At 64.5% G+C, this 23,950-nt stretch carries 28 protein-coding genes and 1 tRNA gene; 11 read left to right on the top strand and 18 right to left on the bottom strand.

Going from position 1 to position 23,950, the window contains the following annotated elements; genetic code table 11:
• Positions 1–2: 2 nt before the first annotated feature.
• The 13 genes from gspD to gpmA all read right to left on the bottom strand — a co-directional run bounded on the left by gspD (position 3) and on the right by gpmA (position 12,800).
• Positions 3–2,405, bottom strand: coding sequence for a type II secretion system secretin GspD (gspD, locus tag AC3A6F_RS20100; protein ID WP_487684016.1), 2,403 nt, complete (start codon positions 2,403–2,405; stop codon positions 3–5).
• Positions 2,405–3,178, bottom strand: a complete 774-nt coding sequence (gspN, locus tag AC3A6F_RS20095; RefSeq protein ID WP_487684012.1) for a type II secretion system protein N — start codon at positions 3,176–3,178, stop codon at positions 2,405–2,407. The genes gspD and gspN overlap by 1 nt, the downstream gene beginning before the upstream one ends.
• Positions 3,175–3,693, bottom strand: coding sequence for a type II secretion system protein M (locus tag AC3A6F_RS20090; protein ID WP_487684010.1), 519 nt, complete (start codon positions 3,691–3,693; stop codon positions 3,175–3,177). The genes gspN and AC3A6F_RS20090 overlap by 4 nt, the downstream gene beginning before the upstream one ends.
• Positions 3,690–4,979: a type II secretion system protein GspL gene (gene gspL, locus AC3A6F_RS20085; RefSeq protein WP_487684007.1), complete on the bottom strand. Its 1,290-nt coding sequence runs from the start codon at positions 4,977–4,979 to the stop codon at positions 3,690–3,692. Before gspL ends, AC3A6F_RS20090 begins: the two co-directional genes overlap by 4 nt.
• A gap of 16 nt (positions 4,980–4,995) precedes the next feature.
• Positions 4,996–5,973 (bottom strand): type II secretion system minor pseudopilin GspK, encoded by a 978-nt coding sequence (gene gspK, locus AC3A6F_RS20080; RefSeq protein ID WP_487684004.1) that lies wholly within the window; start codon positions 5,971–5,973, stop codon positions 4,996–4,998.
• Complete coding sequence (locus AC3A6F_RS20075) at positions 5,973–6,635, bottom strand: PulJ/GspJ family protein (RefSeq protein WP_487684001.1); 663 nt, start codon at positions 6,633–6,635, stop codon at positions 5,973–5,975. The genes gspK and AC3A6F_RS20075 overlap by 1 nt, the downstream gene beginning before the upstream one ends.
• Positions 6,632–7,012 (bottom strand): type II secretion system minor pseudopilin GspI, encoded by a 381-nt coding sequence (gspI, locus tag AC3A6F_RS20070; RefSeq protein ID WP_487684189.1) that lies wholly within the window; start codon positions 7,010–7,012, stop codon positions 6,632–6,634. The genes AC3A6F_RS20075 and gspI overlap by 4 nt, the downstream gene beginning before the upstream one ends.
• Before the next feature lie 14 nt (positions 7,013–7,026).
• Complete coding sequence (locus AC3A6F_RS20065; RefSeq protein ID WP_487683999.1) at positions 7,027–7,518, bottom strand: GspH/FimT family pseudopilin; 492 nt, start codon at positions 7,516–7,518, stop codon at positions 7,027–7,029.
• Between the two features lie 11 nt (positions 7,519–7,529).
• Entirely contained in the window at positions 7,530–7,967 is a 438-nt protein-coding gene (gspG, locus tag AC3A6F_RS20060; protein WP_123068255.1) for a type II secretion system major pseudopilin GspG, read from the bottom strand.
• Between the two features lie 214 nt (positions 7,968–8,181).
• A complete protein-coding gene (locus AC3A6F_RS20055) occupies positions 8,182–8,931 on the bottom strand; it encodes a HesA/MoeB/ThiF family protein (protein ID WP_487683994.1) in 750 nt (249 codons plus the stop codon).
• 162 nt (positions 8,932–9,093) lie between these two features.
• Complete coding sequence (locus AC3A6F_RS20050) at positions 9,094–10,563, bottom strand: S41 family peptidase (RefSeq protein ID WP_487683992.1); 1,470 nt, start codon at positions 10,561–10,563, stop codon at positions 9,094–9,096.
• A 17-nt stretch (positions 10,564–10,580) separates the two neighbouring features.
• A complete protein-coding gene (locus AC3A6F_RS20045) occupies positions 10,581–12,011 on the bottom strand; it encodes a murein hydrolase activator EnvC family protein (protein WP_487683989.1) in 1,431 nt (476 codons plus the stop codon).
• A 42-nt stretch (positions 12,012–12,053) separates the two neighbouring features.
• Positions 12,054–12,800, bottom strand: coding sequence for a 2,3-diphosphoglycerate-dependent phosphoglycerate mutase (gpmA, locus tag AC3A6F_RS20040; protein WP_147935159.1), 747 nt, complete (start codon positions 12,798–12,800; stop codon positions 12,054–12,056).
• 91 nt (positions 12,801–12,891) lie between these two features.
• Here gpmA and AC3A6F_RS20035 point away from each other — a divergent pair, with 91 nt between their 5' ends.
• From AC3A6F_RS20035 to AC3A6F_RS20015, 5 genes are all read left to right on the top strand, one after another.
• Positions 12,892–13,293 carry a rhodanese-like domain-containing protein gene (locus AC3A6F_RS20035; RefSeq protein ID WP_487683986.1) on the top strand — a complete coding sequence of 134 codons (402 nt, stop codon included), beginning with the start codon at positions 12,892–12,894 and terminating at the stop codon, positions 13,291–13,293.
• A 47-nt stretch (positions 13,294–13,340) separates the two neighbouring features.
• The gene (gene grxC, locus AC3A6F_RS20030) at positions 13,341–13,604 is read left to right on the top strand and encodes a glutaredoxin 3 (RefSeq protein WP_005663754.1); all 264 of its coding nucleotides are present in this window, start codon (positions 13,341–13,343) and stop codon (positions 13,602–13,604) included.
• A 149-nt stretch (positions 13,605–13,753) separates the two neighbouring features.
• Positions 13,754–14,215: a protein-export chaperone SecB gene (secB, locus tag AC3A6F_RS20025; protein WP_159628228.1), complete on the top strand. Its 462-nt coding sequence runs from the start codon at positions 13,754–13,756 to the stop codon at positions 14,213–14,215.
• 125 nt (positions 14,216–14,340) lie between these two features.
• On the top strand, positions 14,341–14,754 hold the full coding sequence (locus tag AC3A6F_RS20020) for an SH3 domain-containing protein (protein WP_487684187.1): 414 nt from the start codon (positions 14,341–14,343) through the stop codon (positions 14,752–14,754).
• A 17-nt stretch (positions 14,755–14,771) separates the two neighbouring features.
• Positions 14,772–15,803, top strand: coding sequence for an NAD(P)H-dependent glycerol-3-phosphate dehydrogenase (locus AC3A6F_RS20015; RefSeq protein ID WP_487683982.1), 1,032 nt, complete (start codon positions 14,772–14,774; stop codon positions 15,801–15,803).
• A gap of 138 nt (positions 15,804–15,941) precedes the next feature.
• Here the strand turns inward: AC3A6F_RS20015 and AC3A6F_RS20010 are convergent, their stop codons facing one another.
• The 4 genes from AC3A6F_RS20010 to mscL are packed head-to-tail and all read right to left on the bottom strand — an operon-like array spanning position 15,942 to position 18,634.
• Complete coding sequence (locus tag AC3A6F_RS20010; RefSeq protein WP_487683980.1) at positions 15,942–16,292, bottom strand: cupin domain-containing protein; 351 nt, start codon at positions 16,290–16,292, stop codon at positions 15,942–15,944.
• 11 nt (positions 16,293–16,303) lie between these two features.
• The gene (locus AC3A6F_RS20005; protein WP_487683977.1) at positions 16,304–17,002 is read right to left on the bottom strand and encodes a DUF2461 domain-containing protein; all 699 of its coding nucleotides are present in this window, start codon (positions 17,000–17,002) and stop codon (positions 16,304–16,306) included.
• Between the two features lie 28 nt (positions 17,003–17,030).
• Entirely contained in the window at positions 17,031–18,176 is a 1,146-nt protein-coding gene (locus AC3A6F_RS20000; protein ID WP_320473226.1) for a Do family serine endopeptidase, read from the bottom strand.
• A gap of 38 nt (positions 18,177–18,214) precedes the next feature.
• Positions 18,215–18,634 (bottom strand): large conductance mechanosensitive channel protein MscL, encoded by a 420-nt coding sequence (gene mscL / locus AC3A6F_RS19995; RefSeq protein WP_320473225.1) that lies wholly within the window; start codon positions 18,632–18,634, stop codon positions 18,215–18,217.
• A gap of 224 nt (positions 18,635–18,858) precedes the next feature.
• Between mscL and petA the strand changes: the two genes are divergently transcribed.
• From petA to AC3A6F_RS19965, 6 genes are all read left to right on the top strand, one after another.
• Entirely contained in the window at positions 18,859–19,473 is a 615-nt protein-coding gene (gene petA, locus AC3A6F_RS19990; RefSeq protein ID WP_487683974.1) for a ubiquinol-cytochrome c reductase iron-sulfur subunit, read from the top strand.
• Between the two features lies 1 nt (position 19,474).
• Positions 19,475–20,887: a cytochrome b gene (locus AC3A6F_RS19985; protein WP_487683971.1), complete on the top strand. Its 1,413-nt coding sequence runs from the start codon at positions 19,475–19,477 to the stop codon at positions 20,885–20,887.
• 28 nt (positions 20,888–20,915) lie between these two features.
• Complete coding sequence (locus AC3A6F_RS19980; RefSeq protein WP_487683968.1) at positions 20,916–21,680, top strand: cytochrome c1; 765 nt, start codon at positions 20,916–20,918, stop codon at positions 21,678–21,680.
• A gap of 119 nt (positions 21,681–21,799) precedes the next feature.
• Positions 21,800–22,411 (top strand): glutathione S-transferase N-terminal domain-containing protein, encoded by a 612-nt coding sequence (locus tag AC3A6F_RS19975; RefSeq protein WP_005663771.1) that lies wholly within the window; start codon positions 21,800–21,802, stop codon positions 22,409–22,411.
• A 133-nt stretch (positions 22,412–22,544) separates the two neighbouring features.
• A complete protein-coding gene (locus AC3A6F_RS19970; RefSeq protein WP_487683965.1) occupies positions 22,545–23,045 on the top strand; it encodes a ClpXP protease specificity-enhancing factor in 501 nt (166 codons plus the stop codon).
• A gap of 27 nt (positions 23,046–23,072) precedes the next feature.
• Positions 23,073–23,148 (top strand) — tRNA-Thr (locus AC3A6F_RS19965).
• 89 nt (positions 23,149–23,237) lie between these two features.
• Here AC3A6F_RS19965 and AC3A6F_RS19960 read toward each other — a convergent pair.
• Entirely contained in the window at positions 23,238–23,822 is a 585-nt protein-coding gene (locus AC3A6F_RS19960) for an acyltransferase (protein WP_487683962.1), read from the bottom strand.
• Between the last annotated feature and the right edge of the window lie 128 nt (positions 23,823–23,950).

The raw sequence follows: 23,950 nt of genomic DNA, 5'->3' as shown, positions 1-23,950 counted from the left end.
GTTTACTCTCCGTTCGGTTGCTGCACCGGACGGGTTGGCGCGCTTGGCACTGCCGCGCCGGGCATGACCGCGCCCGATCCTGGCTCAGACACGCCAGCACCCGGCGCGGTTCCTTGATGGCGGGATGCCGCGCCATCGTTGGATGCGCCCGGCGCCGCGTTCGGCGCCGGCTGGCGCTGGACCGGCACGGTCGCCATGCCGCCACCGGCCGGCGGCTGGCCGCTCACCAGCGGCGGCAGTTGCGGCGCGCCGAGGTCGCGCAGCAGCGGCGTCGATTCGAGCTGGGCGGCGGCGCCGGCCGCGCGCATGTAGTCGTAGCGGTCCATCGCGATCGAATTCGAAGCTTCCTTGCTGCGCACCACCACTGGGCGCAGGAACACCATCAGGTTGGTCTTGACGCGGCTGCGGGTGCGGTACTTGAACAGGTTGCCGATCACCGGGATGTCTCCCAAGCCGCGCACTTTCTCTTCGCCATCGCCTTCGCTGTCCTCGATCAGGCCGCCGAGCACGATGATCTGGCCGTCGTCGGCCAGCACATTGCTCTCGATCGCGCGCACATTCGTGGTCAGGCCCGAGTCGGCATTGCGGGTCGAGGCATCCACGCTCGAATTCTCGTGGTAGATCGCCATCTTGATGGTACCGCCTTCCGAGATCTGCGGCCGCACGCGCAGCAGCAGGCCCACGTCTTGCCGGTCGACGGTCTGGAACGGGTTGCCGCCGCCGGTGGTGCTGTTGGTCGCGAACGAACCGGTGATGATCGGCACGTTCTGGCCGACCTTGATGGTCGCCAGCTCGTTGTCGAGCGTGATCATGTTCGGCGTCGACAGGATGTTGGCGTTGCCGTCGGATTCCAGTGCGCGCGCCACCGCGCCCAGGCCGAGTTCGCCGCCCACCTGGCGGAACAGGCCGAAGGTCAGCCCGGTCGGCAGGCCCGTCAGGCCGCTGGTGCCGTTGGTGGCGCTCGTGCCCTGGGCAGCGGCGAGCGCCAGGTTGACGATGCTGTTGTTCGAGCCGCCGCCGGTGAAGTTCTGCAGGCCGCCGAAGCGGTATTTGCTGTCGGAGTCGCCGGTGGCGCCGACCCACTGCACGCCGAATTCGGACGCTTTATTGGAGGTGACTTCGACCACCAGCGCCTCGATATAGACCTGGGCCCGGCGCACGTCGAGCTGGTCGATCACGGAGCGCAGGTTGCGGTACACCGCATCCGGCGCGGTGATGATCAGGCTGTTGGTCGAGGCGTCGGCCTGGATGAAGCCCGAGCCCTGGCCGCCGCCGCTGCCCTGGGCGCCTTGCTGGCCCTGCTGGCCGAAGGTGTTGCTGGTGCCGCCGATGCTGGTGCCGCCCTGCAGGCCCTGCTGGCCGCCGCCGAGGCCGCCCTGCCCGCCCTGGCCCGCCTGGCTGCCGGTGCCGGACGTGATCGAACTGCCCTGGGTGCCTTGCTGCACCTGCAAGGCCGATGAGTCTTGCGAGACCACGGCGCGCAGGGTCTGGGCCACGCGTGTGGCTTCCGCGTTCTTGAGGTAGACCACGTGGATATTGCCCTTGCTCGAGCTCTCTTGATCCAGGCGGGCGATCAGGCTCTTGGCCAGGTTGGCGCGTGCCTGCGACGGCGCGCGGATCACGACCGAGTTGGTGCGCGGGTCGGCCAGCACCGTGACCCGGCCCGAATCGCCACCGGCGGCCGGTTCCATCAGGCGCGTGACGAGCGTGGCGATGTCGCTGGCGATCGCGTTGCGGATCGGTATCACGTCGAGGTCGGCCGCCACTGGCGCGTCGAGCGCGGCGATGATGCGCGCCAGGCGGCGCAGGTTGTCGGCGTAGTCGGTGACGACCAGCGTGTTGTTGCCCGGGTTCGCCATGATGGAGTTATTGGGCGAAATCAGCGGACGCAGCACGGCGGTGAGGTTGGCGGCCGACTCGTAGGACAGATAAAACACCTGGGTCGCGATCTGGTCGCCGGTGGCCTTGCTGGAGCGCACGCCGCCGACCTGGGTCGGCGAGGATTGCAGCTTGGCCTCGGCCTCGGGCACCACCTTGGCATAGCCGTCGCCGCTGGTGACCACAGCGAAGCCCTGCAGGCGCAGGGTCGAGGTGAGCAGGCCGAAGGCTTCGGACTTGCTCAGCGATTTCTCGGACACCAGGGTCAGCGTTCCCTTGACCCGCGGGTCGATGATGAAGGTCATGCCGGTGTAGTGACCGATGGCCTTGATCACCGACTCGATGTCGGCATTGACGAAGCTCAAGGCAGCGGCGTTCGCGCTTTCTTGCGCCAGTGCGGGAAGCGGCAGCGCGACCAGGGTGGCGGCGCAGCACAGCATGGCGCCTGCGGCAAGACGGCGCAAGGCGGGCAGTTGCAGGGCCGTCAAATCGAGGGGCGCGGAGGTGGAGCGGTCTGTTTTCTTCATTATCTGAACTCGAGTGCGATTACGTTTTTGCCGTTCACCATCCGGCGCTGACCCAGCAGGTTCAACATGGTCCCGAGCTGGTCCTCATAGCCATCGGCGGCGCTGGTCTGGCCCGAAAAGCGCAGGCGTCCATTTTGCAGTACACCCGCGCCCGACAGCAGCAAAGCGCCACGCACGGTGCGCAGGGTCAAATCGGCCTGCGGTCCACGCCAGTCCATGATCATTTCATAACTGCCAAGCGGCTTGATGGGCGACATGCGCGAACCCATATCGCTCATCGACAGGACGGTGCGCCCCTGCACCGTCACGGTATTCTGCTGGCGCAGCAGGTCGAGCGCGTTCCAGGACAGCCGGATGCGGCCGCTCGGCGCCAGCGTATTGAGCGGCGCGCCCAGGCCCGACAAGCCCTCGGCCGGCAGCAGCAGCTCGCCGGCATTGACCTGCCAGCGCGACCAGCTGCCTTCGACCCGCACCGGGTTGGCCAGCGCCTGGGGATTTTCCAGGCTCATGCTGACCTGGCCCAGCACCACCAGCGGCGACAAGGTCCAGGAAAAACGGCCCGGCAGCAAGGGCGTGACCGCCCCGCCAGGCCCCGGCGCCCCGCCGATAAAGGCTGAGCCGCGCCAAAGCGTACCCTGCGCATCCCCCAGCGTCAATCGACCGCCGGTCTGGCGCTCGACTATCGGTCCGAGCCAGGCCGCCGGCAGGAAAGCCAGCACCGTCGCCACTACCGCCAGGATGACCAGCAAGCCCCACGTCAGCGCCCGCCTCATGAAGCCGGATCGCTGCGCTGGCGCAGCGTGAGCGTGGCGTCGACCTGGCCCAGCGCGGTCTGGGCGCTGAACTGGGCGTCTTGCACCATCAGGCGGCTCTCGCGCCGCTGGGCGTCGAGCCAGGCCATCAGGTTGGCGAAGGAAACATTGTTGAGCTGAACCTTGGTGTATTCGCCGCTCACCGACAGCGAGGCCGGATTGAGGCCGCGCGCCGCCATGCTGGCGCTGAGCGACTCGCGCGTGGCCGGCGTGACGGCGGGCGCCGGCTCGCTGGCGACGGCGCGGGCTTCGTCGGCCAGCGTCTCGAGCTGGGCCGCCTGCTGGCGCAGCTCGGGCAAGGACCGGCGCAATTGTTCGCGGCCATCGAGCGCGGGCTCGAGCAGGACGAGATAGAACAGCGCCAGCGCGGCGACCAAGCCGCCGACGAGCAGGAACTTGCGTTCCTGCTCGGTGCGCGCGATCCAGTAGGCGGTGGCGCGTTCGCGCAGCCCGCTGATTTTGCCGGCGATGTTCATGGCGTAACTCCTGCTTGCGTGACTCCTGATGGCGATGCTCCCGATTGCGAGCCCGATTGCGAGGCGCCCGCGCTGCGGATCAACCAGGTATTGGCGTCGGGCGCTTCCAGGCTGAGGTGGCGTGCCGCCAGGGCTGGACGCAGCTGGTCTGCGGCGCCGGGGTTGGCGGATTCAGGTTTGACGCGCACCGTGAGGGCGCGTTCGCGAAACTCCATTGATGCAATCGCAGGCGGCGCGCCGAGGCCGCCAATGGCTTCGCCGAAGGCAGCCGCCATCCAGGTGAATTCGTCGCCGCCCACCTCGCCGCTGCCCGCTTTGGCGCGCGCGATGCTCTGCTGCATCTGCGCCACCGGATCGATCGCCGGCTGGTTCGGATACACCGAGCGGAACGTCTGGCTCATCTGCTGGCGCACGGCGTCGGCCTCGCGCTTCAGGCCCAGCCATTCGACATTGAGGCCGATGACGTTGACCACCAGCGCCGCCAGGGCGAGCCGGATCGGCCAGCGCCAGCGGCGCCAGTCGCGTCGGGCCACGCCGGCCGTGCCCAGGCCGGGCACCAGGTCGAGCGCGGGGCCGACCGCGCCGCCATCGTGGCTGCCGCGGGCGCCGGCGATCCAGTGCGCCCAGTTGTCGCTCTCGAGGGTGACGCCGGGGCCGGCCTCGGCCAGGAGCGCCTGGTATTCGCCCATCTGCTCGTGCTCGACGTACAGCACCAGCGGCGCATCGCCGGCCAGCGCGCGGGCCGTCTGCAAGGCCATCACCGGGCTGCCGTCGAGCGCCAGGCCGAGGCCTTCATATTGGCTCTGGCGCAGGATCAGTTCGCCCTTGCCGAAGGCGGCGCTCACGCTGCCCGGATGCAGGGGCAGGCACAATTGTTCGGGCACGGCCACCACCGCGCGCGCGCCCATCTCCAGCAGCTTACGCACCAGCGGCTCGAGCCAGGCCTGCTGCACCACGGCCACCGAACGGCGGCCATCGGCCATGGCCGGGCCGGCCACCAGCACGCAATCGAGCGGGTCGCCCAGGATGTATTCTTCGACCAGGGCCGGCAACGCCGCGCGCAGGCGCGCACCGGCCAGCGGCGGCGCCTGCACCGCCAGCAGGGTGACGTCGCTGGCGGCCAGGATCAGCACCACGCGCCGGCTGGCCGCGACCACGTCGCCCAGGTTGCGCAGCACGCCTTCGCCCTGCTGTCCGATGGCGCCGTTGTCGCCGACCATCGCGAACCGGCATAAGGCGCCTTCGCCTTCGCTCCTGGCCGGATGCCGAATATAAAGAGTAGTCAAACCGTCTCGCTTTCTTCTAGTTCTGGCGGGTCCAGATCACGCTCACACCACCGGCGGCGCCCATATTGGCCAGGCTGCCTTTCTGCACCAGCGACTCCGCATCCAGCGCCGCGCGATCCAGGCGGATGCGGCTCTGCACCAGGAAGTAGTTGCTGGTGATGCTGATCTTTGGCTGTGCCACCGCTTCATCCCTACATTGCACTTCGCTCAAAAACTGCTGGACGTCGTTCCACGGCACCCGCTTGCGCTGCTCGACCAGGGCATTGGTCTGCGAGACCGAACAGCCGGACAAGACCGCCGCCAGCACCTCGGCCGGCGCCGTGTTCACGTTCACCGTCGTCCCTTGCGCCGGCAGCACGATCACGAACGGACGCAAGGCCTCGACCGTCTCAGGCTTGACGCCCTGCACCGCCAGCAGGTCGTCCACCCGCAGGATCGGCATCGGATTGCCCTTGCGCGGCGTCTGCGCGGTCTTGTCCGGCTCGTCCGGATCCACTGTCAGCGCCTGGCCTGCGGCGACGAAATCGGCGATCGGCCGCGCCAGCCGCGGCTCTTGCCGCACATTGGTCAGCAGGCGGCCGAGCACCTCGGCCTCTACGGGATCGCGCTTGCCGCCCGCCGCCAGGTTGTTCAGATTGTATCGCGCCGTGGCGTCGTATACCTGACCCGACAGGGATGCATTGAAATTTTCTCCCTGCACCCGCTCACGTTCGATGTACTGGTCGAGGCGGGTCTCGGCAAGCGGCGTGGCCCATATCTGCTCGAGCGAGATGCGGCCGCCGAAGGGCTGGCGCAGGATCACGCTGGACCAGTCGAGGGCGCCGCGCTGGATCCACTTGGTCTGCAGCTGCAGGCGCTGGTTTTCCATCGAGCGCACCTGCACCTGCTGCTGCCAGAACAGGCTGGCGACGATCGAGATCGCCAGCGTGGTCAGCAGCAGGGCCGTGACCACGGCGACGCCGCGCTGGCGGGGTGGATGGTGCAAGCGTCGCATCAGGTGCCTCCCAACAGGAAGGACTTGACCATCGGCTGGCCCAGGCCCTGCACGGTGAGCGCCACCTGCACGCCGGTGGGCTCGCGCGAGCGGGCCGGGCCCAGGGACGGATCGAGCGGCAGGGATTGCTGCTCGCCATTACCCCCGACCGCGGTCGGCTCATTACGCCAGGCATTGTTCTGCCAGCCCTGCACCTGCATGCCGGTGACGCCGACCTGCAGCGCAACCGACGGCGAATTCTCGGCCGGCGCATCGGATGCGATCGCCTGCCACAGCTGGGCGATGTGGTCGAGGTCGCGCGTGCCGGGCGACTCGCGCCGCATCAGCTGGCCGTTGACCACGCGGTAGCTGACCACCTGCAGGCGCGACGGCTCGTGTTCGACGAAGACCTTGCGCACCAGGGTCAGGCGGTCGGCATCCCACAGCAGCGCCGGGCGGCCGCGCATGATGTCGTTGCCGGCCGCGTTCTCGCAATCGTTCTGCATCTGGGCAAAGGCCAGCTGCATGCCGCGCGTGATTTCCATTTCGTGCGTGAGCGCCACGCGCGCGCGCACGATGCCGTCCAGCCCGCGCCAGCCGAGCACGGCCACCATGGCAAGGATGCCGATCGCCACCAGGAGTTCGACCAGCGTGAAGCCTGCATGCCGCGAGCTGGCGCTCATATCGGGGAAGGCCTCAAAACCAGTTGGATGAGTTTGACAATGCGGCGACCCGGGTTGTCGGCGTCGAACACCGACACTTCGATCCTGCGCAACAGCGGATTGGGACTGACCAGCACTTCTTCCTCGCACATCAGGTTCAGGTCGCCTTGCGGGCAGGGAAAGCTGCGCTTGCCGATCTCGGGGAATTCGCGGCCCAGGCGAATCTGCACCAGCCGGTTCTCGGCCGACCAGGTCGCCATCATCGAGGCGCGCAGGCCGGCGCTGTTGGTCGTCAGGCTGCCCACCGCGCGCAGGCCGGCGGCCAGCGCGGTGCCGACGATGACCAGCGCCACCAGCACTTCGAGCAGGGTGAAGCCAAGGCTTCTGCGAGACGGCATCATGGTCCTCGGCGTCATTCGACGGTAAAGTGGCCGACGCCGTCGGCGCGGATCGCGACCGCGTTGGCGCCCGAGGCCAGCGTCAGCACGAAGGGACGGTCGACCGGCTCGCGGCCGAAGGTGATGCGCAGCATGTCCGGGCCGCCGCTTCCGGCTCCACTTCCGGACGGTTCGAGCTGAAGGCGCAGCGGTGGATTCTTGAAGCTGCGCTCGCGCAGCAGGTCGTCGCGCGTGACCGGCTCCCAGCCGGTGTCGCCGCGTACCATGAAGCGGTAGCGCTCGCCGTTGGCCTCGAACGCGACCAGGCGGTTGCGCACGATGGCTTCGTCGCGCGCCAGCTGCAGCAGCAGCGCGATGCGCCTGGCCTCGTTCTCGAGGTCCTGGCGCGGGCTCGGGAGGGCATTCAGCGTAGCCAGTCCCAGCGTGATGCCGATGATGACCATCACGACCAGCAGCTCCACCAGGGTGAAGCCGGAGGATGCGCCCCGCGCGCGCCAGGCCGGCATGGGAAGTTTACTTAGTGCCAGGAACCGACATCGGCGTCCTCGCCGTTGCCGCCCGGCTGGCCATCGGCGCCGTAGGAGAACACGTCGATCTCGCCTTTCACGCCCGGCGACAGGTATTGGTAAGCATTGCCCCACGGATCCTTCGGCAGCTTCTCGATATAGCCGCCGTCTTTCCAGCCGTTGGCGGCCGGGCCGGAGGTGGGCTTGGCGATCAGGGCGTTCAGGCCCTGCTCGGTGGTCGGATAGCGCTGGTTGTCGAGCTTGTACAGCTTGAGGGCCTGCATCATGGTGGCGATGTCGACCTTGGCGGCAGTGACGCGCGATTCGCCCGTGCGGCCCAGCAATTTAGGCACGACCAGGGCGCCGAGGATGCCGATGATGACCACGACGACCATGATCTCGACCAGGGTAAAGCCGCGGGCGCGACGTTGTGTGCGTTGGAAATTCATATGCAGTGTGATTAGGCTGGTGAATCGGTGGAGCCGGGACAGTATACGGCCGAAATATGACAAGGTAATACTGCCGATGAAAATGCGTACAAAATCGTGCGGAACGCTTACATCGCTACCGGCGGCGGGTGTGCAATTGTAAGCTACCTACGCCTGTCGCGACACCTTGGATCCGCGCCGTTAAGGCAGGCCTCATCAAATTCGGTTCGCTTGGCTAACGCCTGGCGCATACCGGGCAATCGGGATTACGCGCCACCTTGACGCCAGTCCATTCCATGTATTTCCCGTCCAGCATGAGCAGGCGGCCGACCAAGGGCTCGCCGACGCCCGCGATCAGCTTCATCGCTTCGGCGGCCTGGACCGCGCCGACGATGCCGACCAACGGGGCGAACACCCCCATGGTGCTGCAGGCAACGTCCTCAAAGCCGCTGTCTTCAGGGAACAGGCAGGCATAGCACGGGGCGTCGGGCTGGCGCGGGTCGAACACGGACAGCTGGCCGTCGAAGCGGATCGCCGCCCCCGACACCAGCGGCACACTGGCCGCGACGCAGGCGCGGTTGACGGCGTGGCGGGTGGCGAAGTTGTCGCTGCAATCGAGCACGACGGTGGCGGTGCGCGCCAGCGCCAGCAGGCGCTCGGGACCGGCCCGTTCGTTCAGGGCAACGACCTCGATCTCGGGATTGATCGCCAGCAGGGCCGCGCGCCCGGACTCGACCTTGGGCTGGCCGATGCGTTCGGTCGTGTGCATCACCTGGCGCTGCAGGTTGGTCAGGTCGACCGTGTCGTCGTCGACCAGGGTGATGCGGCCGATGCCGCCAGAGGCCAGGTAGAGGGCGGCCGGCGAGCCGAGGCCGCCGGCACCGATCACCAGGACGTGGGCCGCGAGCAGGCGCTGCTGGCCTTCGATGCCGATGTCGTCGAGCAGGATGTGGCGCGAGTAGCGCAGGAGCTGGTTGTCGTTCATGGTTTTGGGCCGCAGGTGGGCTGGCAAACTTGGGTCCCCGCCTGCGCGGGGACGACGTTGATCAGAGGTGAAGGATTCGTCGCAGGTCGACTTCGGCCACGTCCCTGAGCACGTCATCCCCGCGCAGGCGGGGATCCAAGCTCAGCCCGCACCACCCCAACATCATTTCGTCGGCGGCGCCTTCAATTCAGGCAATTTATGCTCCGCCCCCGGCAGCGGCGCCGGCGCCGGTTTGTCTTCATCGGGCACGCCCTTGGCCAGTTGCACCGGCTGGCCCTTGAAATGCTTGATCGCCTGCGCCAGCTGGAAATCGTCCTGGCCGCCGAACTCGATCGGCTCGCGGTCCTTCAGCAGGGCCAGCGCGCGCTGCTGCTGCGCCAGACTCGGGTTCTGGTCCTTGGGCGCCGCTTCCTTCTCGCCTTCGGCCGCCAGGTGGCGCTGCAAGTCCGCTTCGCGCACGCGCAGGGCGTTCAGCAGGTCGCCCTCGGCGCTTTCATCGACCCGCATATCGGGTTCGATGCCAGTGGCCTGGATCGGCCGCCCCTTTGGCGTGTAGTAGCGCGCCGTGGTCAGCTTGATCGCGGTGTCCTCCGACAGTTGCCGCAAGGTCTGCACCGAGCCCTTGCCGAAGGTGCGGCTGCCCATCACGATCGCGCGCTGGTAATCCTGCAGCGCGCCGGCCACGATTTCGGAAGCCGATGCCGAGCCGCCATTGACCAGCACCACCATCGGCACCGATTTAAGGCCGACCGGCAAGCCCGCCAGCGGGTCGCCGCGCTGGGCGTAGAACTCGCGCCGGCCATAGAAGGCCTGGTTCGAATCCGCAATCTGGCCCTTGGTGGACACGATCACCTGGTCCGGCTGCGGCAGGAAGGCGGCCGAGACGCCGATCGCGCCCGGCAGCAGGCCGCCCGGGTCGTTGCGCAGGTCGAGCACCAGGCCCTTGATGTCGGGTTGTTCGGCGTACAGTTCCTTGGTTTTCTTGGCCAGCTCGTCCAGGGTGTTTTCCTGGAACTGGCTGATGCGCAACCAGGCATAACCGGGCTCGACCATCTTGGCCTTGACGCTGACGACCTTGATTTCCTGGCGCGCGATCGGCACCACCCAGGGTTTGTCTTCGCCGGGACGGGCGATGGTGAGCGTGACCTTGCTGCCGACCTTGCCGCGCATGCGCTTGATCGCCTCGTCGGACGACATATTGCGCACGGGGACATTGTCGATGCGGGTGATCAGGTCGCCCGGCTTGACGCCGGCCTTGAAGGCGGGTGTGCCCTCAATCGGCGACACCACCTTGATATAACCGTCCTCGTTCGAGATCTCGACGCCGACGCCCACGAACTTGCCCTGCACCGCCTCGCGCATATCGCGGAAGGCCTTGGGGTCGAGGTAGACCGAGTGCGGGTCGAGCGAGGCGACCATGCCGCCGATTGCTTCGGACAGCAGCTTTTTGTCTTCCACCGGCTCGACGTAGTCGGTCTTGATCAGGCCATACACGTCGGCCAGCTGGCGCAGCTCGTCGAGCGGCAGGGGCGCGCCGGCCTTTTGCGCATGGGCCGACAGCTGGAACGATGCCGCCACGCCAACCAGCACGCCCACGCCGACCAGCCCGAAATGCTTTGCTTTCATGCCCATGTTGACCCTTGTTGTACCTAGAACCGGACCCAGCCCGCCGGATCGATGGCCTTGCCACGATGCCTGAGCTCAAAGTATAGCCCCGATTCCTCGTTGCCACCGGTATTGCCGGCACTGGCCACCGCCTCGCCGGCGCGCACGCTGTCGCCGGGACGCTTGAGCAGCGACTGGTTATTGCCATAGATCGACAGGTAGCCGTCGCCGTGGTCGATGATGATCAGGTTGCCGAAGCCGCGCATCCAGTCGGCGTGGACCACCCGGCCCGGCGCCACGGCCCGCACCTCGGATCCTTCCGCGGCCTTGATGAAATTGCCCTTCCAGGTCGGGCCGTCGCCGCGGCGTCCGCCGAAGCGGGCCACGACGCTGCCGTTGACCGGGCTGGCCATGCGGCCCTTGAGCGCCGTAAACGAACCGCTGGCTGCGGCCGGCCCCAGGATCGGCGGCGGCGGTTCGCTCGGACCGGGGTCTTCCTGGTCCGGCTCCTGGGCCAGGATCGGTGCTTCCTTGATCGGCTCGGGCATCGGTTTGGGCTTGGCGCCCGGCTTGGCGTTTTCGCGCGCGATGCGCTCGCGTTCGCGGTCGCGCTCAGCCTTCTCGGCCGCCGCTTTCGCGCGCGCGGCCGCCAGCGCCTTCGCTTTCGCCTCGGCCGCGGCTTTTGCTTTCGCACGCTTCGCGGCCAAGGCGGCCTGACGCTTGCGCTCGGCTTCTTCCTGCTCGCGGATCAGGCGCTCGAGACGGGTGACCAGGCCCACCATGCGTTCTTCGTCCTGCGCCAGGCGGCTGGCCTCTTTGCGCTGGTCGGCCAGGCGGGTCGACAAGGTGTTGAGCAGCGCAGAGCGCTTGGCTTTTTCCTTCTCCAGCAGCGCCTTCTGGTCGAGCTGTTCCTGGGCGATTTCTTCCAGCTCTTGCTGGGCGTTCTCGACCTTGTCGCGATTGGCCTCGACCTGCACCAGGTTGCCGCGCAGCGAACCGAGCAGGCGCGCCTGGGCCTGGGAGACATAGGCCATCAATTGCAGGTCGCGGCTGATGCGGTTCGGGTTGTCGCCCGACAGCAGCAGCTTGATCCGGTCTTCGTTGCCAGCCACATAGTGTTCGCGCAACAGCTTGGACAGCTGCTTTTGCTGAGCGGCGATGGTCTGGTTCAGCTGTTCCTGCTGCGCGGCCAGGTCTTGCAGGCGCGTGTTGGTGGCGCCCTGCTCTTCCTGCAGGTCGCGCAGCGCCCGGTTGGCGTCGGAAATGGCGGCCTCGGACTCGGCCAGCGTGTCGGCCGCGTCTTCCCTGGCGCTTTCGGTCTGGCTGATGTCGCGCTTGATCGCCTGCAGCTTTTGCTGGATGCCGGCGCGCTGCTTCTCGGCCGCCGCTTTCTGGCGGCTGCGCTCGGTCTGACGCTGGGCCCAGGCGTCGGTTGCGAACGCGCTCGACAGCGCGACCGCCAGCAACGTACTCATGAGTACGCTGCCGGCTCCCTTCATGAATGGCAAACGCAAGACTTACTTTGCCTTCCCTTGGTTAGCCACGGCCGCCATGGCGGCGGCGATCGCTTCCTGGTCGCCCAGGTAATAGTGCTTGATCGGCTTCAGGTCGGCGTCCAGCTCATACACCAGCGGCTGGCCGTTGGGGATGTTCAGGCCGACGATGTCGGCGTCGCTGATATTGTCCAGCATCTTGATGATGGCGCGCAGGCTGTTGCCGTGGGCCGAGATCAGGATCTTCTTGCCGGCGCGGATCGCGGGGGCGATCTCGTCGTTCCAGGCCGGCATCACGCGCGCCACGGTGTCCTTCAGGCATTCGGTCAGCGGGATCTGCTCATCGGTCAGCGCTGCATAGCGTGGATCGCCGAACGAGGTGCGTTCGTCGTCTTTTTCGAGCGCAGGCGGCGGGGTGTCGTAGCTGCGGCGCCAGACCAGCACCTGCTCGTCGCCGAACTTGGCGGCGGTCTCGGCTTTGTCGAGGCCCTGCAGGGCGCCGTAGTGGCGTTCGTTCAGGCGCCAGTCGTTCTTGACCGGCAGGTACATGGCGTCCATCTCGTCCATCGCCAGCCACAGGGTGCGGATGGCGCGCTTGAGCACCGAGGTATAGGCCACGTCGAAGGTGAAGCCGGCTTCCTTGAGCACGCGGCCGGCGCTTTTCGCCTCGGCCACGCCTTTTTCGGTCAGGTCGACGTCGGTCCAGCCGGTGAAGCGGTTTTCCAGGTTCCAGGTGGATTCGCCGTGGCGCATGAATACGATCTTGTACATTAGTCTCTTCTTCTCGAAAAAATTCTGGTTGAAGTCCGGTCCGGCATCTATTTTATAATGCCCCGATTCAGTTCAACCAATCGGAACCCTTGTGAATTTCTTACTCGATAATATCTTCGTTGTTGCGATCGCTGTGATTTCGGGCGCCGCCCTGCTGTGGCCGGCACTGGCGCCGCGCGGAAAACGCGCCACGCCGCTGCAGGTGACGCAGATGATCAACCGCGGCAAGACCACCGTGGTCGACGTACGCAGCGCGGAAGAATTCGCGGCAGGCCACCTGCGCGACGCGAAACACATCCCGCTGGCAGACTTGGGCAATCGCATCGGCGAACTGGACAAGTCGAAGAACCGTACCGTCGTGGTGGTGTGCCAGAACGGCGCCCGTGGCGACAAGGCCGCACGCCAGTTGCAGGCGGCCGGTTTCGAAGACGTCCACAGCCTGGAAGGCGGCCTGACGGCCTGGACGGCTGCAGGACTGCCGGTCACCAAGTAAACCCGCCGGCCCGGTATTCGGGCCCGGCAGACACGAAAGGATTCAGCATGACAGCCCACGTCGTTCTCTACCACACCGCAGCCTGCCCTTATTGCGTGCGCGCCGAGCGCCTGCTCGAAGCCAAGGGCGTGCACGACATCGAACGCATCCGCGTCGACCTCGACCCGGAACAGCGCCAGATCATGATGCAGCGCACCGGCCGCCGCACCGTGCCGCAAATCTATGTCGGCGACACCCACGTCGGCGGTTTCGACGACTTGTATGCGCTGGACCAGGCAGGACGCCTGGACCCGATGCTCAAGGGCGAGTAAGCTAATTGGGCTGAACGCGGCGGTAGGCGGCAAAGCCGCTATTGCTTCCAAGTTGGTTTTGCTACAATTGTCGTCGCGTTTGACCCAAGCACCCCGGAGCGGCCTGCCAAACTGGCGATCTGCTTCCCACTATTATTAGAAAGCGTTCCATGTCTGACGAAACTCTGCAACCAGTATTCCAAATCCAACGCGTCTACCTGAAAGACATGTCGCTGGAGCAACCGAATTCGCCATCGATCTTCCTGGAACAGGAAGCACCGGCAATCGAAGTGTCGCTCGACGTCGGCGCTGAAAGCATCGCCGAAGGCATCTACGAGTCGACCGTGACGATCACCGTCACCGCCAAGGTCAAGGACAAGGTTGCGTTCCTGGTGGAAGGCAAGCAGGCTGGCATCTTCGAAGCCCGCAACATTCCTGCCGAGCAGATGGATCCGCTGCTGGGCATCGGCTGCCCGAACATCATCTACCCATACCTGCGCGCGAACATCGCCGACGTGATCAGCCGTGCCGGCTTCCCGCCAGTGCACCTGGCCGAGATCAACTTCGAAGCGTTCTACCAGCAGCGCGCCGCGGCCATGGCCGAAGCAGCTGCCGCCGCACCGGCAAACTAAGCATCATCATGACGGACGCGGCCCAGGTCGCGTCCGTGCCAGCCCTTCGGCGTCGCGGTTCCACCTACAACCCCAGGCCCGCCATGCTCCCTTCCCGATTTCTTGCAGCTGCTCCACTGTTGGCAATGACAGTGCTGGCCGCGCCGAGCGCTCACGCCTTCGATTTCAAGACGGTCGGCACCGCCCCGGCGATCCTGTACCAGACGCCATCGGCCAAGGGAAACAAACTCTATCTGGCGCCGCCCGGCATGCCGCTCCAGGTCATGATCGCCTATGGCAACTGGGTCAAGGTGCGCGACATGAACGGCGACGTGGCCTGGACACCGGCAAATTCGCTCGCCGCCCGACGCAATGTGCTGGTACGCACGCCCGGTAGCCGGGTCCATTCCGGCCCCGATGAAACCTCGGCGGTCCTGATGACGGCCGACAAGGGCGTTTTACTTGAACTGGCCGATCCCCATGCCGTCGTCTGGGCGCGCGTGCGCCATCGCGACGGCATCATCGGCTATATCAAGGTCTCGGACATCTGGGGCCTGTAATCCACTCCAGGAGTTCCATGCAACAGAATAAACCCAACACCAAGATCACCGTCCTCGGCGCCGGCGCCTGGGGCACGGCCGTCGCCATCGCCCTGGCCGCGCGCCACGACGTGCTGCTGTGGGGCCGCAATCCACAGCAAATGGCGGATACCGAGGCCGCACGCGACAACCTGGCCTACCTGCCGGGCCATCCGCTGCCGCCCGCCTTGCGCGTGAGCGCCGACTTCGAGGCGGCGCTCGCTCATGTGGCGTCCGACGCCGCACAAGACGCGCCGCTCTTGATCCTGGCCTGCCCGGTGGCCGGCCTGCGCCCACTGCTGGAACAATTGCGCGGCCGCGCTATCCCGAACGTCGTCTGGCTGTGCAAGGGCTTCGAAGCCGGCACCGGCCTGCTGCCGCACCAGGTAGTGGCGCAGGTGCTGGGCGACAGCGTGCCGGGCGCCGCGCTGTCCGGCCCCTCGTTCGCGCAAGAAGTAGCGCGCGGCCTGCCGTGCGCGCTTACGGTGGCTTCGACGTCGGCCGAGCTGCGCGAGCGCGTGGTGGCGGCGGCCCATGGCGACAACCTGCGTGTCTACTCGCACGACGACCTGGTCGGCGTGGAAGTGGGCGGCGCGGTCAAGAACGTGATGGCGATCGCCACCGGCGCCGCCGATGGCCTGGGCCTGGGCCTGAATGCTAGAGCCGCGCTGATCACGCGCGGCCTGGCCGAAATCACCCGCCTCGGGCTGGCGCTTGGCGCGCAGCCGGGTACTTTCATGGGTCTGTCGGGAATGGGCGACCTGATCCTGACCTGCACCGGCGACCTGTCGCGCAACCGGAGAGTCGGGCTGGCGCTGGCCCAAGGCAAGCCGCTGGCCACGATCGTGGCGGACCTGGGGCATGTGGCTGAAGGCGTGCCGTGCGCCAAGGCGGTGCGCGAGCTGGCGCGCCGGATGGAGGTCGACATGCCGATCACCGAGGCGGTGGCCAGCGTGTTGTTCGACGGCGTGGATGCGGCGCAGATGGCGGCGCAGTTGCTGGCGCGGGATCCACGGGTGGAATTGGCGTGATGATTTGACCGAACGGCCACGGTACGTAGGGTCGGCGGCTATGCCGCCGACGCGGTGATAGTTGGCTGCGAAATCATCCGGCGCGACATCGGAGCCGATAACCATCGACGCGTCGGCGGCGGAGCCGCCAACCCTACATTACGCTGGGCCGCCCGAACGTTCGGGTCCCATCAAAATGGTCATCAGCGCCACCGCATCCGACACGGCGCGGATCGTGTGCGGCACACCGCCCGCCAGATAAAGCATCTCGTTCGGCTGCAGATTGGTCGTCTTGTCGTGGGCGTCGATCGCGATCTCGCCCTCCAGGCACACGATGGTCACTTCACCATCGACCCGGTGCTCGGGGATCGGCCGTTCGACCGGCAGCACCAGCCGGATCAGTTCCATGTGCTCGGTCTTGACCAGGGCCACCGAGGTGAAATGGGCGATGTCGTCGTCGCCGCGTTGCAAAGCAATCTTTTCGCCGGATACTGCGTGATGCAAGGCCATGTCGCCCTCCTCTATTCGTTTGTCGCTTCGTCTTGCGGCTCCGGCACGCTGCGCAGCCAGCTGACCAGCGCATAGGCGTCCTGGAATCCTTGCGCCAGCCGCGGCACCAGTTGATCCGGTGCGTTCAGGTCCAGTTTCACCTCGGTCCACACGAAAAAGCTTTTCAGTTTCAGGTAATCGACATGCGGATGATCGGGGTCGAAACCCTTGGGTGGACGCTGCAACTTGTCCTCTTCCAGCATGTCGTTATAGGTGGCGCGAAGATGCTTATTCTTCAATACTTTGGCGAAACCCGTCGCATCGTTGACCACGTGCTCGCGGATCGCCTTCAGGCGCGGCGCCGGCGGCAGGTACTCGCCCACGCCGAAGCCCAAAGTGCCATCGCGTTCGATATGAAAATAATAGGTCGAGCCGCCGCCCGCGCTCGGGCGGCGCTTGTCGTGCGGGGTGATGCCGGCCGAGAAGCGGGTTTTATAGGGCGTTTTGTCCTTCGAGAAGCGGGTGTCGCGGTGGATGCGGAACATCGCCTTCTTGGGATTGCAGGCCGCCACCTGCTTGTCGAACTTCGTCAGGGCCTTGATCAGTTCGGTGACCGTTTCCTCGAATTCGGTGCGCAGGATGTCATAGCGCGGTTTATTCCAAAGGAACCAGGGCCGGGTATTGTTTTCGCTCAGTTCAGTGAGAAATTGCGTCAGGTCGCGCAGATGCATGGTGGTCCGGGGTTTCGGTAGAAAAAGTTCAGGGCGCCTGGCGCGGCCGGCGGCCCACGGTCACGTCGACCGTGGCTTCGCGCCGTTTGCGCAGGATCGTCATTTGCGTCTTGGCGCCGGGCGCGAGCTGGGCGATCAGGTTCAGCATCTCGCTGGTATCGGCCACCTGCTCGCCGCCAACCGCCACCAGGATATCCCCCGGCAAGATGCCGGCCCGGTCGGCCGGCCCGCCGCGCACCACACCGGCGATGATGGCGCCGCTGCGCTTGGCCAAACCAAAACTGTCGGCCAGCTCGGGCGTGATGTCCTGCGATTCGATGCCGATCCAGCCGCGCACCACGCTGCCATGCTTGACGATCGAATCGAGCACGTTCTTGGCGGTAGACACGGGAATCGCGAAGCCGATCCCGACCGAGCCGCCAGTCTGCGAATAGATGGCCGCATTAATTCCCAGCAAATGGCCATCGGTATCGACCAAGGCCCCGCCCGAGTTGCCGAAATTGATCGCGGCATCGGTCTGGATGAAATTTTCGAAGTGATTGATGTGCAGGTTGTTGCGGCCCAGCGCCGAGATGATGCCCAGGGTGACGGTCTGGCCGACGCCGAACGGGTTGCCGATCGCCAGCACCACATCGCCCACGCGCGCGCCCTCGGGGTCGCCCAACACCATCACCGGCAGGTTGCGTTCGCTCACGCGGATCACGGCCAGGTCGGTCTCGGGATCGGTGCCCACCAGGCGCGCCGCGGCCTTGCGGCCATCAGCAAGACCGACCTCGATCGCGTCGGCGCCATCGATAACGTGGAAATTGGTCAAAATATAACCGTCGCTGCTGACGATGACGCCGGAGCCGAGGCTGGCCAGCTGCTCGTCGGGCGGCGCGCGGTCGCCAAAGAAACGGCGGAAGAACGGATCTTTTAGTAAGGGATGCGACTGGCGCGAAGCCTTGCTGGTATAGATATTGACCACCGCCGGCATCGCCTTGGCGGCGGCATCGCGGAAACTGCCGCCCGCCGCCCGCGGCGGCGCCTGCAGCATCGGCACCGGATTGCCCGGGGTGCCGACCGCGACACTATCTGGCCTGTCGAGCCATTCGGGCCGCATGGCGGCCACCACGAACCAGGCCGCCAGCGCAATCGTCACCGCTTGCGCGAACAGCAACCAGAAGCGCCGCAACGGATGCGGACGCCGCAGTTCGTGGACCAGGTCGTCTTTCACTTTTTGAGGGAATCCCGGATTTCGCGCAACAGGATGATATCTTCCGGCGTCACTGCGGCAGCAGGCTTGGCCTCCTCGGCCGGACCGCGCAGGCGGTTAATCACGCGCACCATCTGGAAGATGATGAAGGCCAGCAGGATAAAGTTCAGCAAGATCGTCAAGAAGTTACCGTATGCCAACACAGCACCGGCCTTTTGCGCCTCTGCCAAGGGGAGGTTATAGCCTTGGTTATTGAGAGGAATATAATAGTTGGCGAAGTCAAGGCCACCAAGTACGGCGCCGATCGGCGGCATGACGATGTCCTTGACCAGCGAGTCGGTGATGCGCGCGAACGCGCCACCGATGATCACACCGACGGCAAGGTCGATCACATTGCCGCGCATCGCAAACTTCTTGAACTCTTCCATCATCGCCATTTGGGACTCCCCTGGTTGTTGTTGATACAAGCCTTTGCATGATACCCGAACGCTCCGGGGGCTGTCTTTCGGTCAAATGCTGCAGGAGCACAAAAGACCATTCTGCTAAAGCGTGTAGCCCAGACAATTTTTTTCCCTCAGGTATTGCCGTTCACATATAATTTTGGATGCTGGAAGCTCGCTATTAATTCTTAAAATTCGTATATTCACGGAGTGGGGTTGGTATGAGTAATGAAAAGCAGGTCGATCCGGGTCGACGCGGATTGCTGGTCGCGACGTGCGCGGCCGGTGGCGTCGTCGGCGTGTCCACGGCGGGAGCCCTGGTCAGCACCTTCCAGCCTTCCGAGCGCGCAAAAGCGGCGGGAGCCCCGGTTGAAGTCGACATTTCCGACGTCGCTCCCGGTGAAATGAAAGTCGTCGAATGGCGCGGCAAACCGGTCTGGATCCTGCGCCGCACCCCCGAAATGATGGCCACGCTCGAGAAGGACCAGGGCGAACTGGCCGATCCCGCCTCCGACAAGGTGTTCCAGCTGCCGATGCCGGAATACGCCAAGAACGCCTTCCGCTCGCGTGCCGAGCACAAGGAAGTGCTGGTCACGGTCGGCATCTGTTCCCACCTGGGCTGCTCGCCCTCTTCCCGCCTGGCCTCCGGCCCACAGCCGAACCTGCCCGACAACTGGCCGGGCGGCTTCCTATGCCCCTGCCACGGCTCGACCTTCGACCTCTCGGCGCGCGTGTTCAAGAACAAGCCGGCGCCGACGAATATGGATGTCCCCCCGTATATGTATCTGTCCGATAACAAAATGGTGATCGGTAAAGACGAGAAAGGCGAGGCATAAGATGGGTGCATTCAAGGAGACCAAGCTACCGGCCGACGCGCCGGTAGCAGAGAAAGCCCTGGCCTGGGTCGATGACCGCTTCCCCGCATCGAAACTGTGGAACGATCAATGGGGCAAGTATTACGCCCCCAAGAATTTCAACGTCTGGTATCTGTTCGGCTCGCTGTCGGCCCTGGTGCTGGTGCTGCAGATCGTCACCGGCATCTTCCTGACCATGCACTACAAGCCGGACGCCGCGCTGGCCTTCGGCTCGGTCGAATACATCATGCGTGAAGTCCCATGGGGCTGGCTGGTGCGCTACCTGCACTCGACCGGCGCCTCGGCCTTCTTCATCGTGGTCTACCTGCACATGGCGCGCGGGCTGATGTATGGCTCTTACCGCAAGCCACGCGAGTTGGTCTGGCTGTTCGGCTTCGGCATCTTCCTGTGCCTGATGGCCGAGGCCTTCTTCGGCTACCTGCTGCCATGGGGGCAAATGTCGTACTGGGGCGCCCAGGTGATCGTCAACCTGTTCGGCGCGATTCCCGTGATCGGCGAAGACCTGTCGCTGTGGATCCGCGGCGACTACGTGGTCTCCGACGCCACCCTGAACCGCTTCTTCGCCTTCCACGTGATCGCGCTGCCGCTGGTAATCATCGGCCTGGTGGCCGCCCACCTGACGGCGCTGCACGAAGTGGGCTCGAGCAACCCGGACGGCATCGAGGTCAAGGAACACCTGGGCCCGGACGGCCACCCGCTCGACTCGATCCCATCGCACCCGTACTACACCACCAAGGACTTGTTCGGGGTGTCGGTCTTCCTGCTGCTGTTCTCGGCAGTCGTGTTCTTCGCACCCGAGATGGGCGGCTACTTCCTGGAGTACAACAACTTCTTGCCGGCCGACTCGATGAAGACCCCGGCCCACATCGCGCCGACCTGGTACTTCACCCCGTTCTATTCGGTGCTGCGCGCGACCACGGCCGACTTCATGTACGTGCTGATGGCCGGCGTCGCCCTGTACGTAGCCTTCATCTGGCTGAAATCGCGGCTGGCCTTCCGCACCAAGGCGATCATCGCCGTGGTCGGCCTCCTCTTGATCATCGGCATGCTGCCGCAGGTGCTGGACGCGAAATTCTGGGGCGTGGTGCTGTTCGGTTCGTCGGTGATGATCATCGCCGGCCTGCCATGGCTCGACCACTCGCCGGCGAAATCGCTGCGCTACCGTCCGAACTGGCACAAATGGGTGTACGCCCTGTTTGCGCTCGTGTTCGTGACCCTCGGCTACCTGGGCACCCAGTTGCCGACCGCCGCGTTCACCCTGATTTCGCAAGTGTGCACGCTGGCCTACTTTGCGTTCTTCCTCCTGATGCCGTGGTGGAGCACGATGGGCACCTTCAAGCCGGTGCCGACCCGTGTCACCTTCACCCCGCATTGATCACCGGACAAGAGCACAAGGACACGACATGAAATTGTTTGCAAAGAAACTGATTGCAGTCCTGGCGCTGGTGCCGGGACTGGCTTTCGCCGCCGAGGGTGGCATACCACTGGACCGCGCACCGGACCGCAACGACATGGCATCGCTGCAGAATGGCGCCAAGATCTTCGTCAACTATTGCCTGAATTGCCACGCAGCGGCCTCGATGCGCTACAACCGCCTGCGCGACCTGGGCCTGTCGGAAGACCAGATTCGTGACAATCTGTTGTTTTCTGCCGACAAGGTCGGCGACATGATGACGACGGCGATGCGCCCGAAAGATGCAGCGGCCTGGTTTGGCGCGGTACCGCCGGACCTATCGGTGATCGCGCGCGCAAAAGCGTCGCCGGCTGGCTCGGGCGCGGACTACCTGTACACCTACCTGCGCAGCTTCTACCAGGACGAAACCCGCCCGACCGGGTGGAATAATATGGTGGTGCCGAATGTTGCAATGCCGCATGCGATGTGGCAGCAGCAGGGGATTCGTACCGCCAAGTTCGCCGAAGAAGCCGATCCGCATGAGCCAGGCAAGATGGTGCAGAAGTTCGCCGGCTACGAGCAAGTATCGCCGGGCACCATGAGTGAGCAGGAGTTCAACGCAGCCACTGCCGACCTGGTCGCGTATATGGTCTGGATGGCCGAACCGGCCCAGGCTACCCGCAAAAAGCTGGGTGTGATCGTGCTGCTGTTCCTGTCCGTCTTCGTCTTTTTGACCTGGCGTTTGAACGAATCGTACTGGAAAGAAGTGAAGTAATTCGTTTTCCTTGCCCGGTTGGCTATAATACGGGCAATCATTTTTCTGGGGTGAGTGTTAGGGAGCCACTAAAGTTCCCCTGGCGCTACACCCCTTTGTTTCTTAAGGAACTATAAACCATGATGGTTCTCTACTCCGGCACCACGTGCCCGTTCTCCCAACGCTGCCGCCTCGTCCTGTTCGAAAAGGGCATGGACTTCGAAGTGCGCGACGTCGACCTGTTCAACAAGCCGGAAGATATTTCGACCATGAACCCGTACGGCCAGGTGCCAATCCTGGTCGAGCGCGAACTCATCCTGTACGAATCGAACATCATCAACGAGTACATCGACGAGCGTTTCCCGCACCCGCAACTGATGCCGGCCGACCCGCTGATGCGCGCCCGTGCCCGCCTGATGCTGTTCAACTTCGAGAAAGAGCTGTTCGTCCACGTGCACACGCTGGAAAGCGAGCGCAACAAGGCGAACGACAAGAACCACGACAAGGCCCGCGCAGAAATCCGCGATCGCTTGACCACGCTGGCTCCGCTGTTCCTCAAGAACAAATACATGCTGGGTGACGAGTTCTCGATGCTGGACGTGGCAATCGCCCCGCTGCTCTGGCGCCTGGACCACTACGGCATCGAGCTGTCGAAGACCGCGGCGCCGCTGATGAAGTACGCCGAGCGTATCTTCTCGCGTCCGGCCTACATCGAGGCGCTGACCCCGTCCGAGAAAGTGATGCGTCGTTGATGTGTTCTGGGGTGGGATGCTTCTGCGTTCCGCCTCTGTTCGCTGTATCGCTTCACACGCGCCGGTTTTGGACGTCCGTCGGACGATTTCCGGTAGACTGGCGCAAACGCCTGTATTTCTAGACAACATCACCATGGCAGAGATCTCCACCAAACCCTACCTGCTGCGCGCTATCTACGAATGGTGCACGGACAGCGGCTTCACGCCCTATATCGCCGTCAAGGTCGATGGGGGGACCACCGTGCCGATGGAATATGTTCGCAAGGGCGAGATCATCCTGAATATCAGCTACGGCGCGACGTCGGGGCTGAAGATGGACAACGACGCGATCCACTTCCGTGCGCGCTTCAATGGCGTATCGCGGGAGATCTATATCCCGGTTCATAACGTGTTGGCGATTTATGCCAATGAGAATGGGCAGGGAATGGCGTTCGAGGTGGGCGCGGCGCCTGAGGCTGATGAACAGGCGTCGGGTGCTTCGGCCGAGAGTGCGCCGGCTGCGCCTGCCTTGTCGGCGGTGCCGTCGAAAGGTGTGGATTCGCCGGTGGTGGCGGATGCGCCGCCCACTGTTCCTGGCGGGGATGATGAGCCGCCCAAGAAGGGTGGACGTCCGACCTTGACCCGGATCAAATAGCGTATAATTGTTGTTCAACGATCATGTGCCGACTTAGCTCATCAGGTAGAGCAGTTGATTTGTAATCATCAGGTGGCGGGTTCGAGTCCTGCAGTCGGCACCAATTGAATCAAGCACTTAGCCCAGCAATCGCTGGGCTTTTTGTTTGGGCTATTCTCGTTATTCCAGTAGAAAATTTCACGTCAACGTCCGTCAGATATGTTTGATGAACTTGGCTGGAACGCCGCCGGCAAGAGAATGATCGGGAATCGGCTTCACCACGACACTTCCAGTGGCAATCACGCAGCGATCACCCACATCGTCGCCGATGACACTATTACTGCCAATCCAGACATCCGAACCGATCTTGATGACACGACGTCCCTTGCCAGGCGTGTCCCAGATCAGGCGGTCCGGATCGTGAAAGCCATGCTGCTCCATTCCGGATAATAGATTGACATTCCCACCGATAAGTACGTGGTCGCCAATATCCACTTCCCCAATTGTGTTGAAGTAACCGATCAGGACGCGGTTGCCCACCCGAGCTTTGCGGTACTGAAAGAATGCGCCATATCGGAACGTCACATCGGTGCCCACGGAAATGAGCAGTCGTCGATAAAAGAGGTAGCGCGCCCGCTCGCCCAGGTAAAAAGGAACTCTGGAGATGACCAGGGCAGCCTGCGTGATTTCGTTCTTCAATCGATGACTGATCAAGGCCAACCCAATCATTGGCCAGGCGATCAGGGGCGCTAGTAACCAATAGGTGAGCAAGCGATAGCATTTGTGTAGCTTGTACATTGAGGTCGTCGATCCAGGTATCAGATGGCAAGATTATACTTAGCAATCTTTGTAATTTTGCATTTTTTGAGATGCCCCGAGGTGCCTGCCGGGGCCGAGGACGGCTTCATGTTGATGAACGGCTGGCG

The organism is Massilia sp. Soil_C_3 (assembly GCF_057657035.1).
The sequence above is the reverse complement of the archived record's forward strand: the minus strand, read 5'-3'. Positions and strand labels throughout refer to the sequence as shown.